Annotated in this window: 17 protein-coding genes and 1 tRNA gene; 13 read left to right on the top strand and 5 right to left on the bottom strand. The window is 55.3% G+C overall.

All coding sequences use genetic code 11. The features are described 5' to 3' along the window. The first annotated feature begins 149 nt into the window (after positions 1-149). Positions 150-1,148, top strand: a complete 999-nt coding sequence (locus VLM75_13645) for a M23 family metallopeptidase (protein ID HSV97958.1) — start codon at positions 150-152, stop codon at positions 1,146-1,148. Positions 1,149-1,234: 86 nt separating this feature from the next. Then, the gene (locus VLM75_13640; GenBank protein ID HSV97957.1) at positions 1,235-6,934 is read left to right on the top strand and encodes a hypothetical protein; all 5,700 of its coding nucleotides are present in this window, start codon (positions 1,235-1,237) and stop codon (positions 6,932-6,934) included. On the opposite strand, the gene VLM75_13635 is transcribed toward VLM75_13640, so the two are convergent. Next, a complete protein-coding gene (locus VLM75_13635) occupies positions 6,931-8,025 on the bottom strand; it encodes a DHH family phosphoesterase (GenBank protein ID HSV97956.1) in 1,095 nt (364 codons plus the stop codon). The two genes, VLM75_13640 and VLM75_13635, sit on opposite strands and share 4 nt — an antisense overlap. A 28-nt stretch (positions 8,026-8,053) precedes the next feature. Continuing rightward, entirely contained in the window at positions 8,054-10,213 is a 2,160-nt protein-coding gene (locus VLM75_13630) for a SpoIIE family protein phosphatase (protein ID HSV97955.1), read from the bottom strand. A gap of 250 nt (positions 10,214-10,463) precedes the next feature. Between VLM75_13630 and ispE the strand changes: the two genes are divergently transcribed. From ispE to pth, 6 genes are all read left to right on the top strand, one after another. Beyond that, entirely contained in the window at positions 10,464-11,375 is a 912-nt protein-coding gene (gene ispE / locus VLM75_13625; protein ID HSV97954.1) for a 4-(cytidine 5'-diphospho)-2-C-methyl-D-erythritol kinase, read from the top strand. Between the two features lie 72 nt (positions 11,376-11,447). Then, positions 11,448-11,519 (top strand) — tRNA-Gln (locus tag VLM75_13620). A 29-nt stretch (positions 11,520-11,548) separates the two neighbouring features. After that, the gene (locus VLM75_13615; protein HSV97953.1) at positions 11,549-12,310 is read left to right on the top strand and encodes an NTP transferase domain-containing protein; all 762 of its coding nucleotides are present in this window, start codon (positions 11,549-11,551) and stop codon (positions 12,308-12,310) included. A gap of 7 nt (positions 12,311-12,317) precedes the next feature. Continuing rightward, entirely contained in the window at positions 12,318-13,244 is a 927-nt protein-coding gene (locus VLM75_13610) for a ribose-phosphate pyrophosphokinase (protein ID HSV97952.1), read from the top strand. Positions 13,245-13,296: 52 nt separating this feature from the next. Then, positions 13,297-13,938 carry a 50S ribosomal protein L25 gene (locus VLM75_13605; protein ID HSV97951.1) on the top strand — a complete coding sequence of 214 codons (642 nt, stop codon included), beginning with the start codon at positions 13,297-13,299 and terminating at the stop codon, positions 13,936-13,938. Positions 13,939-13,973: 35 nt separating this feature from the next. Beyond that, positions 13,974-14,588 (top strand): aminoacyl-tRNA hydrolase, encoded by a 615-nt coding sequence (gene pth / locus VLM75_13600; protein ID HSV97950.1) that lies wholly within the window; start codon positions 13,974-13,976, stop codon positions 14,586-14,588. Position 14,589: 1 nt separating this feature from the next. Here pth and VLM75_13595 read toward each other — a convergent pair whose 3' ends face one another. Together VLM75_13595 and VLM75_13590 are read right to left on the bottom strand one after the other, a co-directional pair. Continuing rightward, positions 14,590-15,039 (bottom strand): DUF327 family protein, encoded by a 450-nt coding sequence (locus VLM75_13595; GenBank protein HSV97949.1) that lies wholly within the window; start codon positions 15,037-15,039, stop codon positions 14,590-14,592. Further along, a complete protein-coding gene (locus tag VLM75_13590; protein HSV97948.1) occupies positions 15,036-15,443 on the bottom strand; it encodes a polymer-forming cytoskeletal protein in 408 nt (135 codons plus the stop codon). Before VLM75_13590 ends, VLM75_13595 begins: the two co-directional genes overlap by 4 nt. A gap of 335 nt (positions 15,444-15,778) precedes the next feature. On the opposite strand from VLM75_13590, the gene VLM75_13585 reads away from it, so the two are divergent. The 5 genes from VLM75_13585 to VLM75_13565 all read left to right on the top strand — a co-directional run bounded on the left by VLM75_13585 (position 15,779) and on the right by VLM75_13565 (position 19,227). Beyond that, entirely contained in the window at positions 15,779-15,922 is a 144-nt protein-coding gene (locus VLM75_13585) for a hypothetical protein (GenBank protein HSV97947.1), read from the top strand. Positions 15,923-16,152: 230 nt separating this feature from the next. Next, entirely contained in the window at positions 16,153-17,049 is an 897-nt protein-coding gene (locus VLM75_13580; protein HSV97946.1) for an ATP-binding protein, read from the top strand. Positions 17,050-17,067: 18 nt separating this feature from the next. Beyond that, positions 17,068-17,628: a hypothetical protein gene (locus tag VLM75_13575; protein HSV97945.1), complete on the top strand. Its 561-nt coding sequence runs from the start codon at positions 17,068-17,070 to the stop codon at positions 17,626-17,628. A gap of 89 nt (positions 17,629-17,717) precedes the next feature. Then, entirely contained in the window at positions 17,718-18,191 is a 474-nt protein-coding gene (locus VLM75_13570) for a hypothetical protein (protein HSV97944.1), read from the top strand. A 10-nt stretch (positions 18,192-18,201) separates the two neighbouring features. Next, the gene (locus VLM75_13565) at positions 18,202-19,227 is read left to right on the top strand and encodes a hypothetical protein (protein HSV97943.1); all 1,026 of its coding nucleotides are present in this window, start codon (positions 18,202-18,204) and stop codon (positions 19,225-19,227) included. Between the two features lie 9 nt (positions 19,228-19,236). Here the strand turns inward: VLM75_13565 and VLM75_13560 are convergent, their stop codons facing one another. Continuing rightward, a complete protein-coding gene (locus VLM75_13560; GenBank protein HSV97942.1) occupies positions 19,237-19,497 on the bottom strand; it encodes a helix-turn-helix domain-containing protein in 261 nt (86 codons plus the stop codon). Positions 19,498-19,736 lie beyond the last annotated feature (239 nt).

The raw sequence follows: 19,736 nt of genomic DNA, 5'->3' as shown, positions 1-19,736 counted from the left end.
GCGGGAGGAAGCCGGAATTAAGACGTTATTCTCGTTTTTGTGCAGATACTCTTTTCCGTCGTTCCGTTCAAGAATCGCGCGCCTCGCGCCGCTTCGCTGGGAGCGCATCGTTTGACCGTAAGCCTGATATTTATTACCGGAAAGGAATGATGAAGTTCAAAATACGACAGTACCAGAGCGGCTTTAAGATGCGCTTTTCCGAAAGCTATCATGTCTGGAAGAAGAAATACGGAAAATGGTGGGATGGATTCCGCGAAAAGGGACACGAGCGGATGACGGTCATGTTCATCCCCCATAACGAAAAAAAGATTTTTAATTTCCAGATTTCCAAGTTCACCATATCGTTTTTCGTGCTGCTCTTCATGGTCGTGGTTGTCACATCGTCCTATGCGGTCATTAAAAACGCGAGTTCCAAGCGCGAGGAAGCACGGCTGATGATGAACTACAAGGACGTCAAGTCCAGCCTCCTGCGTTTCGAGAAGCTTACGAACAACATCGCCGATCTGGTGGAGGAGATGAAGCCCGATATCGAGGCGCTTTACGAGCTTTCCGCCGGAGAAAACGGCGATGTTGACAAAATATGGAAGCTCGAGATCGGGGCGCTGGAGGCCGTGGTCGAGGACAAGAGCATGAAGCCGCTTCTGCCCGAGGAGATCGAGACGCTCAGGGAGCTTCAGAAAAACCTTATCTGCACCACCAACACGATCAAGACCGTGAAGAATTTTGTCGACGTGCGGAGCAAGGTGATCAACGATACCCCGTCGATCGTTCCGACGCAGGGACACATCACGTCGCTCTTCGGATGGAGGCGCTCGCCCTTTGGTTTCGGCAGGGACTTCCATACGGGGATTGATATAGCGGCGTCCCACGGCGCGGAGATACGGGTGACGGCCCCCGGCGTTGTTCTCTCGACCGGCTGGGGCGGTGGTTATGGCTACATGGTGAGGGTGCGTCACAAGTACGGTTTTGAGACGATATACGGGCACTGCTCGCGTATCGTTGTCGGTGTCGGCGAAAACGTTCGCAAGGGCCAGGTTGTCGCCCACGTTGGCCAGACGGGCTCGGCGACCGGAAACCACTGCCATTACGAGATACGCCTCGGTACCGTCGCAATCAATCCATACCCCTATATGAGCAGGATCTGGTAGCGGCGCCGGTGCGTACCGGTCGTCCGTCGAGGACCCCGGAGATACGGCTTTCAGATAAAAACTGGTAATAAACCGAAACCACACCCATGTTCCCGCGGCTTTCTCTCTATTGCAAGGTCGTCGCCGTGGGCGCCTCCCTCTATGTGATCACCGCGGCGCTTTCGCAGGGGTTCGATGAGAACGCCGGGTTCCGCGAATCCCTCTTAAAGTATATCGGATCGCACGAGAAGGGTGAAGCTTCGCGTGTCTATGTTGAGCGGGACGCTTCCGCGGAAACGGATGAGGATCGGGAAAGCGCGCCGCTGACGTACCGGAAGGGCGACTGGGAAAAGTACATCATCGCCCCGCGTTACCGCCTCCTCACGGAGGACGGCCGTTACGAGGATTTCCACATCGAGGAGCGCGACGAGGTGGACATCAACTCTTACGGCTCGTCGAAACTCAACCTCAATTACGGCAAGTCCAGTTTTACCAGATCGCGGTACAAACAGTTCGACCAGGACAAGCCCGTTTCGCGCGTGATCACAAGCGGTTACAGCCCCGAACACGAAACACAGCTCCACGTGGAGGGCCGCGTCGGCCGGCGCGTTTCGATTTACATAGACCACGACAGCGCCAAGGCCGACAATACCTACCGCATGCAGTACCGGGCCGTGCGCGACGACGAGGTGATCCGCGAGATCAACGCCGGCCAGATCGACATCAAAATGAACAATTCGAAGTACGCCGTGTACGACGACACCGACGCCAAGGGGATGGGGATGGACACCACCATCCGCAAGGACAATTTGCAGGTGAAGGCGTTTGGGAGCGTCACGCGCGGGGAAACGGAGGTTGAATATTTCCGCGGCAACTCCTCTGCGGGGAGCGTCACCCTCAGGGAATACCAGTTCGTACGAAAGACCCATTTTCAGCTCGAACCTTTCAGGCGTTATGATGGGATGACGGTCCCCCCTCTTCCGGCAACCATCCCTTCCACGATTACCATGACCTCGGCGCCCGTGGATGCCCAGGCCTATCTTCCCTACCCGGTGAACATCGATGCGTCCGGATTCGAACTGTACATGGACGACCAGAATCCGCTCAACAACCTGAGCGCGATCCAGCTTTCGTTCGAGGACGGTTATTATACCAGGATGGTCGCGGGTTCCGATTACACGATCAACTTCAACACCGGCACGATAAGCTTCCTGCGTGCGGTGCCGCACAACGCGCGCATCTTCGCCGTATATACCATCGGCGGCGGTACGGCCACCTCGGATCCGGCGGCGCTCGTCCCCGGAGACGCCGCCCACCCGACCGCACAGTTCCCGGGGAAGATATTCGTTTTCATCAAGTATGGGTATTCGATCCATGAGGAGATTGGCGACGACAGGAACAACGATGGGAAGCGGAACCTCGACATCTACGAGGTGAGGTCCGTTTATTACATTGGCCAGAGGCAGGTGTTGCAGGATAATTTCAAGCTTCAGTTTTTCGGCCACAACCAGCTCCTTACAAAAGGAGAAACCCTGAAGCTCGGAAAGTACACGGTCGATTATTCGAAAGGGACCGTGAACTTTCACCTGCGCGAGCCGTTCAAACAGGTGCTGGCCGATCCGCCCGATACGATCCAGTCGGTTGTTTACGCCGAAAGCCAGTCGGCCCTGGTGGCCGACCGCTCGATTTTCAGCATGCGCGTCGATTACTACCGCGAGGCACGCAGCTTCCAGCTCAAACATTTCAATATCATCCCCGACAGCGTGCGCATCAAGGTGGACGGGCGCGAGATCGCCAGGTCCCTCTATGCGATCGACCATACGTCGGGCTATCTGAGTTTTGCCAGTCCGAACAATCCGCTCATAGGCCCCGAGACGAACATCGAGGTGAAGTACGAATACCTGCCATTCACGGCGGAGTCGCAGTCCTTCATCGGCGGGCTGAGGGCCGATTACCGGCTGAGCAGGGACCTGGGCGTCGGCGGCACCTTTCTTTACACGCGCTCGTCCGGCGGGGAGATCATACCGATGGTTGGGAGCGAGCCCTCTCAGACGATGGTCTTCGAGGGAGACGCATCGCTCAAGCTCTCCGAGGGACGGATAAAGGATATGCTCAACGCCGTGCCCGGCGTATCGGTGAATGAGGCGCCGTTCGACCTAAAGGCGTATGCCGAGTACGCGCGCAGCTATAAAAACATCAACACCTTCGGCAAGGGCCTTGTCGACGACATGGAATCTTCGGAGGAAATAACGGGCATTTCCCTCTCGGACAAGGACTGGATACTCGCTTCCATGCCCGATCTCGTGCCTCAGTCCGGGCGGGGGAGGCTGGACTACAAATATTACCGCGATCCCTCGAACGCGGGTTCTCTGAAGGGGACCGGATTTACGCCGTATTCCATTCCCTACGAGAAAAAGCCCGGACCCTACAATGTCGCGACCGGCCACGTGGAGAATTCGGTGCGCGACCTTGATACCCAGCGCTCGCTGGTGTTGGAGTTCGAGTTTGCGGGTGTCGAGTCGCGCGCTCCGATCGTGACCAGACGCCTCTCTTCGGAGGCGGTGGACTTCTCGGCCCTTCAGTATGTGGAGGTCTGGTACCGCGGGGAGGCGCTCAGTGCGCCGGTCGATCTGTACATCGATCTGGGGAAAATCGATGAGGATTCCGACGGGGATGATTCGCTCGATACCGAGGATCTCAATCGCAACGGTTTCCTCGATTTCGATCCCTCGGCAGGGATCCAGGAGGACCGCGGCTACCAGTTCAATCCGACCGGAGGTTACAATACCTGGATCGGCACCGGGCCGCAGCTCGGCGATTCCACGCTGGGTGACGGTGTGCTCAACAGCGAGGACATAAACGGCAACGGCGTGCTCGATCGTTACGAGAACGTCGTGCGCTTTCCAGGTGCGTCGACCCAGGGCGGACCAATCTCAGTCGCCGCGGGCACCGGCGACTGGCAAATGGTCAGGATATACCTCGCGCGAAACACCATCGCCGCCGACCAGATCGAAATATTGAAACAGGTCGAGGCTGTGCGGCTTTTCGTGAGCTCCGCGTCGCCGGCAACGGGCAGAATCTATATCGACAGCCTCAAATTCGTCTCATCGCGCTGGCGGAATGTGAAGATAAACGGGGTCGCCGACGAGGACCCGGCGCGATTGAAGATCACCATGGTCGACACTCAGAACGATCCGGATTACAGGTTGAACGCATTCGCATTTCTCAGAAGCGATATCTATCAGTCCCTGCACGGCGATAAAAGCGATAAAGAACTCAGGGCCGAGATCGAGACTGCGCTGCAGATCGACTACAACCCGGCGGGCAACGGCTCGGTGACGCGCAAGTTTTCAAAGCCGATGGACCTGAGGTTCTATAAGAAGATGAACGTATGGATCAATGCGCGAACTTCCACACCTGGAGACGCAATCAGGGTGCGTATAGGGTCAACCGAAAACGACTATTATGAATACCAGTTTCTGAACGATTACGGCCCCGTGTGGCGCGAAGTGGTGCTCAACCTGCGCAACGACTCGGGAGGCATCAATAAAACGCTGGTCGAGGGGAACCCCGATCTTAAGCGCGTTGCCTACATGGAGGTAATCGTCGAGAGTACCGGAACCGGAAAGCTCTGGGTGAACGATATGTACGCGAGCGACCCGGATACGCTTACCGACAGCGCTCACTGGTACGAGGTCGAGATCCGCGGTAAGCGACCGCTCTTCCGTACGAAATCGGGAGTTCCCGTAATCTCCGATCTGTACATCAAATATATCGAAAAGGGGCACGGATCGCAGTTCAGCACCGTGGGTAAAACCGCGACTGACATCGCCGAAAAATACCGTCAGCTTTTCACATCGGTGAACATCCTTCCCGAGTGGCGCATGCGCCTGGACCTTACCCAGGAAAAATCAGAAACCGATTCGCTCAACAACGAGGTCGCGGAAAACAGGCGCGGACGCGCCGAAAAGCGCAGCTTCTATCTCGAATCCGATTACGCGCCTACCGCGTCCATGGTGCCGAAGATAAAGCTCGTCTATAAAAACGATGCGTATGAAAACGAGCGGGGCGAGGATATAACCGTGGGCACGGATACATATCGGGTTCAGCACCTGGTAAGAAACAGCGCTCACAGTCCGACTATCCTGGTAAAAGAGGATATCGCCGAACTCCTGGGCGGAAAGCTTTCGACGAGCCTCCAGATGGACATGACTTTCAAGAAGGAAACCGTTTCAAGAAGTGCGAACGGGCTTGACGCTCCCACGCTTGAGACATATCTGCCGCTCCATGAAAGCGAAAAACGTCAGAAGGGGACAACGGAGCTCAGCATCGACTACCAGTCCAGCAAGTTCCATATGCGGCCGACCTTTCTTGTCGGTTCGCACGAGATCGTGGAGCTTTCGGGCAAGTCGGGGCTCAGCGACACGGAGGTGCTCGGGGACGTGCGCGGCGACTATCACCTGCCTTTTGTGTACGGCGGTGACCATAAATTCGTTGAGAGAAACAACAAGACCACGCTCTACGCGGGCTTTCGAAAGCTCTGGATTTTTTCCCCTTCGGTCCGCACCGAGTTTCAGTATTTCGAAAACCGGTTTCGCGACTACCAGGATGCCGAGCGCGTCACCTCCGGTCATTTCGAGCGGTCAAAAGACGCCCGGGGATTCGTATCGAACGGATTTACGCTGCCGATCGATTTTCACGGGATACCCGCTCTGTCTTTTGTAAAGGGCTGCAACTTCTCCTACACCAGGTCCCTCCTCCTTCAGGAGGCCGCCATCCCCTACGAGGGCGAGGGGGTGGGGGCCTTTCGTGAAGAATACGGCATCAACAGGGCGTTTCGGGGCCTTTCCGATGCCGGCTTCGACATGTTCTCCTATCCTCCATGGCATTTTTTTTCCGGTCGTGGGAATTTCGCCAATGGCAGGGATTTTGCGTACGGCCGCCTCAACAGGAAAATCCGCTATCCCGGCGGAGAGGAGGCCGGCAATTATACGAACAGCCTAAAGCTCGTCGACAGCTATTCGCTGAATACGACCATGGATTTCGAAAAAGTCATCGTGACCGGCGGCGGCAACCTGAGTCAGGTGAGCGAGCGGCAGACGGTCGAAGGCATCCCGCAGCAGGTGGTGACGCTCAGCGCGAACTCAAACATCAACTTCGACCTCATGCGCATTTTCTCGTTCGGTTTCTTTCGGCCCAATACGCCGGGACTGCCCCACCACGCCGCCACGTTTTTCATAGGTTACGATTACGGGCGCAACATGCTTGTTACCTACAATATAGAGGAGAACGTCAATACTCCCAGGGTGGGGTTGACGCTCAAGCGCGACCGCTCCAGCCTCAGTCTGCGCTCGGGCGTCGATTACCGCCACAGGAAACACAAGGAGTACATTGATTACGACGAATCGAAACGCAACCGCAGGGACGATATTTTTGTCGCGAACATGGCGATATCGCCGCCGTTCAGGGAGGTCGACAGAGGCTACAGCTTTTCGGCATTATATGAAACGGACGTGCTGTGGCTCTACAACGCCTTTTCGAGTCTCTACAAGCTGGTGGCCTTCCCGATTTTCAGCATTGAATACTCGCTTTTACTCAACCGTTACGACTATACACGCACCGTATCGCCGGAGCCCTACGATCAGCATCTGGTATCGGCGAAGCTGACTTTAGACCTTCATAAAAACGTCCAGGGGGGGCTCGTCGCGCGCTGGGCGCTGGAGCGCTACCGCAACAGGGAAACCGAAGGGATCGCCCGCGAGATACTATCATACCAGGTGGGTCTTAATTTTACCCTGGTATTTTAACTGCCGAAAAGGCTTTCTATTTTTCCCTTTACTCTCCGGTAGAAGCCCCGCAGCTCGATGAACCGCACGTTGTCGCGGGCCGCCTTTAATGTCTCAATCGTCGTAAGCCGAACGGCCTTCCAGAGCAGTTCCCTGTCGGGGCAGGAGGCGAAATAATCCAGGTTCACCTGGTAGGCGCCCTTGTAGGCGCGTCCGCCCCCATCGGGTGTTATGTTCTTGATGAGACCGTTAAGATCGAGATCGGAGTTCGAGGTGCGAAATGAGACGTCGAGGGAGAGGCCTCCCGGATGTTTTTTTTCAACGATGGCGAAGACCGCGACGGTTTCGGCCTCCCCGCTTCCCAGCAGGAAATCGGCGACGATGGCGATATTGTCCCTTTCCGATTCATCGATGAACGAAAGGCCGGCGAAAAACCAGTCGCGGTATGTTTCGTGGTCGAACATGGCGGTGCTGATGAGCCTGAGTGCGTTCTCCGAAAGCGGCAGGTTTGATATTTTTTGAACGATCCGTTCGTCGACCATTACGGAAAGGAACTGCAGCGCCTCGTAATCAAGTTTTGTCGCATGGCGCAGATTGTCCGTATCGGTCTGTATGCCGAGCAGAAGCGCCGTGGCCACGCCGGTGCGCATGGGTCCGCGCGGCGGCAGGTCGAGTTCGCGGAGGATGAGGGCCATGTAGGTGCTTGCCGCGCCCGCCTCGTCCGAGACCATGTAAAAATCGGCCTTAATATCGTCTTCCGCTTTGGCGTGATGATCGATATGCACGGCGCACGGCAGCTTTTCCGAAACGCCCTTTGTATAGGCGGACTGGAAGTCGAGCACCGCATACGCGTCGTAACCGTGCGGCGAAGGCGTACCCTTTTCGATGGTCAGAGGTATGTCGAGGCTTTTGACGATCGCCCTGTTCTGAGGATGCGAAATTTCGGCAAGCGCCACGATCGACGATTTAAGGCCGACATGGTCGCAAACCGCCATGAGGGCGAAGGATGAGGCGATAACGTCGGGGTCGGGCGACCCCTTGATGAGGATGAGGAGATTGCGGTAGCGGCGAAGCGCCCCGAGCAGCCGCTTTGATGATTCCCCTGGATTCATGGCGTAAACGCGGATTTTTACCGCCGTTTCAATCGCACCTGAACGCGATCAGGCTGACGTCGTTGGTGAGCGTGCTCCCCTTGGTAAAGTTCCTGAAATCGTCATAGATTTTTCGGATGAGCACCGCCGGGGTGTCTCCCCGGTTAAGGCGGATAATATCCTTGATCCTGCCGGTTGAGTAGGCGGCGCCGGAGGCGTTAAGGGCCGACTCGAGGCCGTCTGAGTGGAGTATGCCGATGCTGCCCGGGACGACGGGAATGGTCCGCGTCTCGTACGTGAAATTTTTGTCGATACCGACCGGTATCCCCCTGGTGTCGAGGTCGGTGAAGGATTCGCGCGCGGCGTCGAAGAAAATAAGCGGGCGCATCGCAGCGTTCGAGTACGCGAGCGCCCGCGAGGCGGAGGAATAGATGGCGTAAAAGGCCGGCGTGTAGTGATCGGAAAATCGCGAGGAGGCGATCACCCAGTTCATGATGTTCAGGAGCTTCTCGGGGCTTTCATGGGAGGCCGGTTGCGTACGGAGCACCGTAAAGAGCTCCAGGGCCAGGACGACGGAGTCCACGCCCGCATCGGAGGTGTCGGCGATGAAAATTCCCAGGCGGTCGGGCCGCACGATGACCGAGTCGAAATAGTCGCCTCCGTACTCCGAGTTGTTGAGGTAAAAGGAGCTGATACGGATTCCCTCGATCTGCTTCATACTGGAGGGGATGATCTTCTTTTTTACGCTCCCCACCAGCATGCGGTCGTGCCCGGAAACCTGGGTGGCCTTGATCTCATCGAGATAGATCGAGTTGGCAAGCGTCACTCCGAAGTGAATGCGATAGAGGTCGAGAGCTGAAACGAGGTTGACCGGGTAGGGTTTGCCGTCCAGGAGCTCACCCAGCAGCAGGATGGCTATCAGCCGTTTTTCATGGTTAAAAAACGGCAGCGCCACCCTTATCCGATGTTCGCGGAAAAATGGAAGCAGCCGTTCCCTGTATCCCGCAAGCCTGAAGTCGGTGAAAAGCACCGACCGCTCGAGGAGCCCCGGGAAGCTCTTCAGGCAGGCCGCGAGGTCGTGGCTTTCTTCGAGTGATCGTATATCGATCCCATCGCCGAACCCGTACTTATAGTGGTAGGCGCCGTCGTCCCCGCGGTGCATGTAGAGGGATGCCGTTCCTATGCCGAAACGCGGTCCGAGCGCGTCGATCGTGTTGTTGAAAAAATTGTCCCAGAAACCGCTCTGGTCCTTGAAATCGGACAGCGTTGTAATGCCCTGGAAGAACTCGTTGACGTTTCGTTCGAAACCGAGGTGCCGCCTGCGAAACATGGTGGCGATCGACGGCGCTAATAATCGGAAAAAGAGAATGAAATAAACGAACAATAAAACCGTGAAACCGGCGATGGGGATTTTCTGCCCTCCGAAAACTATCCTGCCCCCGTAATGAAGAATGACGATCGCGGGCACGGCGAGCCCGAAAAATACCACCACCCAGTACGCGGCGCGCGAATAGAATTTCTTGAAGTCGATCAGACGGTCGTCGGAAATCGCGTAGTTATTGATGATGAGCAGGAGGATGGAGGCGAGCGGAATGCCCATCATGTGGTAATCCTGAATGTTTAAAAAATACGGCATGACGATGAAGGTAACAACGATCAGGAGCGCCCCGGCATGGTCTCCGATACTGCGATAGAAAAGCTGACTTCTGAACGAGTCGTTCTCGAGCACCCGCGTTTTATACTGGTTGGTGAGGAAGGTCCCCAGGATGTTGAAACCGAAAACCGCCAGGTACATCCAGAAAAACCGGCCGAACTCGTACAGTACGATGCCGTCGAATCGGGCGCCGGCGATGATGCCGTCCCAGGCGAGCGTTATAAGGACTATCGCAAGCCCGGGGAGAGCGGAGAGGAATATGAACCATCCCGGCGGGCGCTTCTCCCAGCGGGGGAATATCTGCATGTAATGGAAAAAGAGCTGGTTGATCAGCGAGACGGTCGCGAAATAGGCACGCGCGGATTCGAGCAGGTAAGGTGAATCAGGATACAGTAGCTGGTAGAGCAGGGTTGCGTTCATCAGCCCCGTTATGAACGCGATGGCCGCGAACAGGCGGTTGACGGCGAAGCCGAAGCGCCGGATGATGTTGTTGGAAAAGACATACAATGCGATTATGATGCCGAACGCGCAGAAGACTATCTTGAAATATAACACTATTTCACCAACGATTGTCCTGTATTAATGACACGACCGTCGCGCAATTATAATCGTATGACGTTAATTTACAAGCACTTATTGCCACGACTGTTCTCAGCGCTTTCCATCCTTCCGGGCGGGAGGATGGAAAGCGGTCGGCACCATAAGGAGAAAACGGCACCCTGTACGTCAAACAGAATTAATTGCTTGACATAAAGAGTGCCGCGTACTACTTTTGCCACGCAATTTTCGGTGGTCCCAGTAATCCTTGGAAAGCAAAGCATTCGCCAAGATCAACCTGCACCTCGAAGTTCTTAATAAGAGACAGGACGGATATCATGAAATACTCAGCCTGATGGCCGAGATTGGCGTTTTTGATCTTTTAAAACTCGCGGAAATAAAACCTCACGGCGAAATCGTTATCGGGATAACTCCCGCGGGAGGAACTTTTCCGGGTGTGATAGAGGGCATTCCGCTCGAAGACAACCTCATCGCGCGGGCCACCAGGGCATATTGCCGGGCGGTGAAGGAAGCCGGTGTATTTGAATATACCATCGAGAAGAACATCCCGGCCGGATCGGGAATGGGCGGGGGAAGCGCGGACGCGGCCGCCGCACTACGGCTCCTCAACTTCCATTATAAAAGGCTTGCCCAAGGAGAGCTTGCGCGTCTTGCCGGCGAGATCGGGGCGGATGTTCCTTTTTGCCTGGCCGGTGGCGTGGCGCTTTGCCGAGGGATCGGCGAAAGGGTCGAGCCGATCGAGGGAAGGCCTGAATGGACCGTGCTTGTGGCCGATATGGGAATTCACGTGGATACTGGTGCCGCCTACGCGATGCTCGGCAGGGGCTTCAAGCCAGTACGGAGCGAAGAGGAGCTTATTGATAGGGGAGAGCGCCTCAGGGCGGCCATGCGTTCCGGACGGCTGGAAGAACTTTCGGGTATTGTCGCGAACGATTTCGAAGCGGTGGTGTTCGAAAAGCATCCCGTTCTGCGCCAGGCCAAAGATCGTCTTGTGCAGTGCGGTTCTCCCTGTGCGTTTATGACCGGGTCGGGTTCGGCGATAGTCGGCCTTTTCGGTTCGCCGGGGGACGCGCGGCGCGCGGAAAATGAAATGAACGGCATTGCACGCACGGTAATCACCACCAGTCTCGCGCGTGGGAATGACGGTACGCAATCATAAATGAATAATAATTAAACGCGGTGATAGAGAGAATTCGTGCGGCTATACTGGAGATGTAATTCGCTTTACCTTTGAGGCGTCGCCAAGTGGTAAGGCACCGGGTTTTGGTCTCGGCATACCTAGGTTCGAATCCTAGCGCCTCAGATAGTGCCTCGCGGTAAAGGAGAAGGGAGATCGGTTCGTTCAAGGCAGTCATACTGGCGGCGGGCAAAGGGGTTCGAATGGGTTCCGACCTGCCGAAGGTGCTCCATGTCCTCGACGGGAGGCCGCTTGTCGCGCACGTCGTGGAATCGTTAAGGCGGGCCGGAGCGGACGAGATCATCGCGGTGGTGGGATACCGCGGCGACGATGTCGAGCGGGCGCTGGGGCCGGGCGTACGGTGCGTGTGGCAGCACGAACAAAAAGGCACCGGACACGCGGTGATGCAGGCTGAGCCCGCGTTGAGCGGGTACGACGGCCCGGTGCTGATAGCATGCGGGGATGTGCCGCTTATACGCCCTCGGGCATTCGCCGCAATGACCGAGGAGGCATCGCTGCCGGGAGTGCGGGGCGTGGTGCTGGGCATGGTACCCAAGAGCCCGACCGGCTATGGTCGGCTGGTAAGGGACGCGAACGGCCGCCTCGAGCGGATAGTCGAGGAGCGGGACGCCACCGATGAGGAGCGACGGATCGCCGAGGTCAACACCGGCACGTATGTTTTTTTCGGCGGGGATCTGTTCAACGGCTTGAGGACGATAACGACCGACAACGCCCAGGGAGAGTATTATCTCCCCGATCTGGTCGCTTATTTAAGCAAAACGGGCGGAGAGGTCCGTACGATAATCCTGGAAGACGCGACGGAAGGAAGCGGGGTCAATACTCCCGCGGAGCTCCAGAGGCTGGAGGGATTTCTCGGGCGGACGGCGGACGGCACTTTTTCGAATCGACAAGGCTAATGACAATATGAAGATAATTTCGGGGTCATCCAACCTGCCACTGGCGGAGGAGATAGCAAGATATCTCAATATCAATCTTTCCGAGGTCGAGATCAAGAAGTTCAAGGACAACGAGATCTCGGTGAAGATCGGGGAGAATATCCGGGAAGTCGACCTGTTTATCCTGCAGTCGACCTGTAATCCGGCCAATGACCACCTGCTGGAGCTGCTCCTGATGATCGACGCGGCGTTTCGCGCATCGGCCCGGCGCATAACCGCCGTCATTCCCTATTTCGGGTATGCGCGGCAGGACCGCAAGGTGGAGCCCCGCGTGCCCATCTCGGCGAAGGTGGTGGCGAACATCCTCCAAGCGGTCGGGGTAAAACGGGTCCTTACCGTGGAATTGCATTCCGAGCAGATACAGGGGTTTTTCGATGTGCCGGTCGACAATCTGATCTCGACGCCGATTATGGTGGATTATCTCAGGAGGCTCAATACATCCGACGCCGTGATCGTGTCGCCCGACACCGGCGGGGTGGAGAGGGCGCGGTTTCTAGCCAAGCGCCTTAAGGCGGGGTTGGCCATTATCGACAAGCGCCGCCCCGAGGCGAACGTCAGCAAGGTGATGCATGTGATCGGCGACGTTAAAGGGAAAAACTGTATTTTACTGGACGACATGATCGATACCGGAGGTTCAATTTCCGGTGCGGCGCGCGCCCTCAGGGAGGAGGGTGCACGCGATATATTTTGCGTGGCGACGCACCCGGTGCTGTCGGCCGATGCGGCCGAGAAGCTCAGGAGCGCCGATTTCAAGGAAATCGTGGTTACCAACACGATCCCGATATCGCCCGAAAAAAAACTGCCGAACATGACGGTGCTGTCCATCGCCCCGCTTTTCGGCGAGGCGATCCGGCGAATCCACAACGGGGAGTCGGTAAGCTCGCTATTCATTTAGCACAGACTGGGAATACCCGGCCATTACGATACCAATAGAGAGGACCAGGACAATGAAGACTCACAAATTGACGGCGCAGATACGAAAGGAAACCGGCAAGAACGCGTGCAGCCGGCTTCGACGAAGCGGCTTTATTCCGGCCATTATTTATACGCACGGAAAATCCGAGGCGGTGCAGGTTCCCAGGCACGAGTTTATAAAGCTGTTCAAGGGTAACATATCGGAAAGTGTGGTTATAGACCTCGAGGTGGCCGGCGGCTCGGCCGAGCCCGAGCAGAAGGTCATCGTCAAGGACTATCAGCTCAACCCCGTCACCGACGAGGTAACGCATCTCGATTTTTACAAGGTCGACCTCTCCGAGAAGCTCCAGACGGTTGTGCCGGTAACGACAATCGGGACCTCGAAGGGAGAGCGTATGGGCGGAATGCTCGATGTTATAGAGCGGGAGCTCCAGATAGAAGCGCTGCCCGGAGACCTTCCCGAGAAGATCGAGATCGATGTAACAAATCTCGACCTTGGGCACTCAATACAGGTGAAAGACCTCCCCGTGTCCGGATCGCTGCGTTTCCTCGCCGACGCAAACAGGGTGGTTGTGACGGTGCTTATACCCAAGGCGGTGAAGGAAGAGGTTTCCGAGGAAGCCCCTGTCGATGCGGAGGCCGCCGCGGATGGGAAGGAAAAGTCCGAGGAGTAGTACTTCAATCAGAATAAAGCAGGAGTGAAATATCGTTGAAATTGATAGTTGGTTTCGGGAACCCGGGAGAGAAATTTTTCAACAACAGGCAGAATATAGGCTTTAAGGTTGTTGATATCCTGGGGAACAACGAGAATATCGAAGTTAAAGTCAAGAAGAAGAAATCCGTCATCGGAAGGGGTAAGATCCGCGACACCGACGTCGTTTTATTGAAGCCGCAGACATTCGTCAATCTGATCGGCGAGTCGGTTCTTTATATAGCGTCGTTTTTGCGAATTAATGTGCGCGATATAGTGTGCGTCGTTGAAGACACCGAACTTTCGATCGGAGAGCTTCGCGTGGATTACCTTATGTCCTCGATGCGACATGCGGGGATTGAATCCATGACCAAAGCGCTCAAGTCGGACCGATTCGCCAAGGTGCGGGTCGGCGTGGGCCGCCCTCCGTCAGGGACCTCGATGGAGAGCTACCTTCTTCAGGATTTTACCGACGAGGAAAACCTCATTCTTATCGATGTACTCAACAAGGCCGAGAAGGTCGTGAAGATGCTCGTAAACCAGAGCATAGAGGAAGTCCAGAACAAGTACAACCCGGAAGGTGCCGTCAAGCTCGAGAAGAGAAAGATACGGAAGATACGGGTGCGCCGGTAGACTAGAACTGCAGATCGAAAAGAAGCCCCCTGATCTCCTCGACCGCCTTTAACAAGTCGAATGCCTTGTTGTTCCGCGTGACCGCATCGGACATGGAAAACAGTTTCGAATTGATTTCTTCGATGATCGCGAAGTCCGCCCTGTCGCGCCGCTGGCGTTTCAGCGGGGTGACCTTCAGGGAACCCTCCAGGATGGTTTTTAATATTTCTTTCACCAGGGACTTGTATCGGTTGAGTTCATAGGGCGTCTGCCGGTCGAGGAAGCGCTTTTCCTGTTCGCCCAGGTCGGACATAAGGCCCTCTATCGTGTCATGAAACTCGAAGTGCAGCGCGTTCTGCAGGCTTGCGTCGAATGTCTTGGGCGGTCCCGACGATGAAAAAGCGGAGCGTTTTTTGGTTTTGATCCTAAGCTTTTCGTCTTTTTTAAGGTCGGTCGAGGTTTTCTCTATCATAGCGGCTCACCGAGGTGCTCCGGCCGGGCGTGCTGCAATTCGGCGAGCTGGTCAGGCCGCTTGTTGATAACGCAGTTGCCGTCGAAGATCACCCCATCCTCCATAACCAGGCTTGGCGTTATTATGTTGCCGTGAAGCTTGCCGGTCGCAAGCATTATAACCCGTTCCGTCGCGAAGATGTTGCCGCGTACAACGCCGCCGATCACCACAACGCGCGCATGGATGTCCGTGGTCGCTTCGCCGCTCTGGCCGATGAGCACCTTGCCGTCGGTCTCGATTGTACCCTTGAAGCGGCCGTCGATTCGGAGCAGTCCGTTGACCGTAAATTCCCCCTTGAACTCCGAGCCCTCTCCAATGATGCTGTTGACGATATTGTCTTCTATCTGCTTGCTTGTACGCGCCATTGTCTTCCTTTCCGGCCTGTTGATTGACTTCCGAGTGTCATAAAAACCCGGTTTGCGGGTTTTTCAAGGAAGTTTTTCCAGACCCGTCATTTAAACGATATCACCGGCGCCACCCTTCGGCAAGAATAAAAAGACGGCCCCGGAGGGCCGTCTTTCCGCCTGAATGGAGATATAGCCAACGAAAATGAACGTAATAGATCTAAGTGTTATAAGACAGAAGATTTCACAAAACCTTTACAAAAATTAAATTTTAATTAATTAAGTGATTGAAATTAATCGCAACACGGGAATAATAACCCCAACGGAGTGATATAAACACAGCTCAGGGAGGAAAAATGAGGAAATCCATTCTCAGACTTCTCGAGTACGGGTGGCCTGACAGGATAATAGCGAACTATCTCATGATCAAGCCCACCATTGTGAAGTATTACCGCAAGAAATACAGGATTGCCCGAAACGAGTATCAGGGTTTTTACTGAGCTACCCCTTCGTTTTAAAGAAACAGTATCTTGACGTATGCGGGCTCCGTTTACCGGGAGGATTTCCAGTCCTCCCGGGCAGCTTCCCCGAACCGCGGATTCCCCACCGGGGGTAAATGTTTCGGCCGTGACTTCCGATATTATTAAAGCGGATGAAGGGAGTGCCCCGGGGGCCTTCCGGCAATCGAGCCGGCTTCATGGAGTAAATAAAGTGAACACGGGTGTATTTATTGACGGATGGGACCAACACCACCCTCCTGTTGCCCGACCGGTGCAGGGACGTGTATTCGTTCGAGGACATCATCAGTCTTGGTGAAAAGATATCACGCGAACGCGTTGCAACGCTCGACTTTTCGGCCATAAGCTTCATCGAACCCTACTCGATGCTGGCGCTTCTGCTTTTGGGCCGCAACCATCTTCGGTACACAGGCGGGCGCCTGCGCCTCGCCAACATCCCGCTCAATATACATCAATACCTGGCCCGCATGGATTTTTTATCAAAGGGGGCTTTTGTGGTTCTGGACAGGCTTGACGAAAAGCTCCTGTACCGCCGCAGCTCATTCAGCAACAGGGTTGTCGAGATTACCGATATCCCGGGCAGGGAACGGGAAAGCATTCGCGCGATAGCGGGCGTAATAGCGGTTTTCCGCAGACGCGCCGGGCATATACTCAAATACTGGCTGAACGCGGCGATCATAGACTATTTCGTTACGGTAATATCGGAGGTGTGCCAGAATATCTTCGAGCACAGCCTCGACTCGGGTTATTGCGCAATGCAAACCTACTCCATCGGCAGCGAACACGTGGTGCGCCTGGTTATTATGGACTCGGGGATCGGCATAAAGGAGAGCTTCGGCGGGCGAAGCGAGTTCGCCTCGGAACCCGGGTCGCGAATAATCGAGAAGGCGCTGACCACGCCGATATCGAGCAAGCGCAGGTTCGGTTACGGGCTATGCCAGGTAAACTCCATTATCGAAAAACTGAAGGGCAGCATTTATATTCGTTCGGCCGACAGTTCGGCCGCGGTGCTCTACAACCGCAGGCAGAGCGGCTCATCGCATCTGTTTTTACGGGACGACCTGACATCTTTTCCGGGCACCCAGATTTCCATCTCTCTTTTCGGATAAAAAGGAGCGCTCGATCGAATGGTGATACAGATTAGAAACACCGCCAGGGATTTGAAGATACGGCTGCCCGACCTTATAACGAGGCCGGTCGGCAGAAGGATGTACGAGAAGACGCGTAAAAACATGTCGCACATGACCGATGGCGAGGTGATGCTCGTCGACTTCTCGGGAGTGCAGGTCATAGACTCGTCGTTCATTGACGAGTTTCTTCTCAGGCTTGTCGAAGATTCGCGCGAAGGGGCTCTGGTTTTCTTCGTTAAGCTGGCGAACATCACGCCGATCATCGAAATGAATATCGATTCGGTTTTAAACTCGTACCATGCGTATAACGAACGCAGAATTGCCGTGGTGACCGAAAGCCTGACGGCAATGAACTCGTATTGTATCGGCACCATCTCCGATTCAGAGCGCGACGTGCTGGATTATCTCCGGATAAACAGGATCGCCGCCCTGGGCGATATTGCCGCGTTCATCGGAATGAGGGAGGAGGATGCAGCGCCGATTGTGGAAGGGCTGTACACGCTCCGGGTGGTGAGAAGAGAGTCGGTTGGACCGCCGGGGCGCTACCAGTCGGTATAGGCGCGTCGATATTTTGTCCGGAACGCATGACAAAATGGTTGCATTAACACCCCCGTCCCGCGTATTCTATCCCACGAACAGCGGCGACCATGAAGATACCCCTTAAAAAGACCCGGGAGGCGCGCAAGTGTGATGACGACAGCCTGTTCGGGCTTTTGTCGTCGTATAAATCCTACAATACGTATATAAGCCTCTTTATATCGGAAACCGAAAACTCCGTGATCGTATTCGTCACCGACAATCCGAAGAAATGGAGCCTGATGACCGATGAGAAGTACGCTTCCTTCCGGCCCCTCAAGCGGCTGGAAGCGGGCCTGCCCAGGCTCTCCGTCAAGTACATGCTGCCGGAGCATCTCATAAAATCGATCGGCCCAATGCTGGGGATGAAGCTCCCCACGAACCGGGTGACGATTATCAACAACATCGACAGCGACGGGTACTTCATCATCGAGACCTCGTCGAAATTTCTTGCGGAAGTCATACAGAACATGAAAAAAATCGTCACCATGCCGCCCCAGAAGAAATACGAAATGCTCGAAAAATGCCTGGCTGAGAACGCGTGAGGGGTGGCGGATGACACCGGACGGCGCTTCATCGGATGCCCTGGGCGAACAGGCGAGGCTTTTCAACATCGCGATGAAGCACACCGGGGGCGACATGGAAAAGGCGCGCCTCATGGTGGCCGGGCAGTATGACGACGTTGCGGCGATAAAAGGCAAATTCTCGCTACCCTCGTCCGGGACGCACGGCATCTTTCTCATTTTCCTTAACATCTCCACCCGGCGTCTTGTAAGCGTCAATTCGCTTGTGCTCCCCGACAGCGGTTTTGCCGACAGGGCGCGGATCTTCGACAGCTGGAAGCTGTTCTACGCGGACTTTGGCTCGGCCGTGCGCTCTTCGGGCGAAAACTCCACCGGATCTTTTGAGTTTTCAAACCACCTTACGGACTCACTGGACGGATATGATATTTACGAAACAGTGGACTCGTGGGACCTCGACGCCGCCTCCAACGTTATCGCCGAGATCGTGGAAAAGTATTATCGCGCCGAGCCCCCTCGGTGCCAGATAGAAATGGAGAAGACGAGTTCGCTCGCACTGGAGCTCGAGGGCGTCCAGATCGAGGGCGCGGACGACGCCCGGCGCGTAGCGGCGGCGGGTGCGGATGACCGCCTGGCCGAGATCGAGCGGCAGGCGCAATATGTCGTGCCGGGAAAGGTGATAGTTTCGCCGGTGCGGGGGAAATACATCAATGATGTGCGCACGGGCGAGAATATTCGCGTGCTCCTGACGGCGAAAGACGCAATCTCGGTCAAGGTGGCGAAGCTCCTCAACGCCTACACGGAGGAGGGCGAGATTCTGCCGATCAAAGGGAGAGTAAAGGAGAAGGTATCGCAGGGGAAATTCGGTTATATCATCTACGCGCTTGTGGCGAAGAATGTGATGGCCAAAATTATCGAAGAGGAAAACGTCAAGATCGAGATGGACGCCGCCCCGTTGGAGGAGCCGGCCGACAGGGGAGAAGGCCGCTTGGTACTCTACCTCGCGCTCCTGCTTGGGCTTGTGATCCTGGCGCTTATCATTATATTCTCTTTGATTTAGAAGACGTATTCAGCCGATTTCGTATTTCCTGATCTTGGCCTTGAGGGTGTTGCGCGCGATATCGAGAACCCTGCTCGTTTTCTGCAAGTTCCAGTTGGTAAGCTCGAGCGTGCGGCGTATATGTTCGTTTTCGACCCTGTCGATCACTTCCTGAAGGGTTTCATGGCCCTCCGGGAGCTTTACGGGTCTCTTTCTGCCTTTTGCAGAAGCCGTTCGGACGCCCTCCTGCGGGCTGCTCCTTCTGATGTTGGTTTCGAGGTTGTCTTTCATAGCTTTTGAAAATCCGTGGCAAATGGGTGTCGGGTCCTGATCTGCCGGAATCGCTCCGCACTTCCCCCGCCGGTATGATAAAACGACCGGCCGTCGAACAGGATATCGATCCTATAGTATAGTATAAATTTAATGCATAATAAGTTGACAAATAAATATTATTATTTAAAATATTCAATAACAATTTCAAATATTTTTTAAAAAACAATGATTTTATTGACGTTTCAAGATGGATTATC

This window comes from Spirochaetota bacterium (assembly GCA_035477215.1).
Taxonomy (GTDB): Bacteria; Spirochaetota; UBA4802; order UBA4802; family UBA5368; genus MVZN01.
The sequence above is the reverse complement of the archived record's forward strand: the minus strand, read 5'-3'. Positions and strand labels throughout refer to the sequence as shown.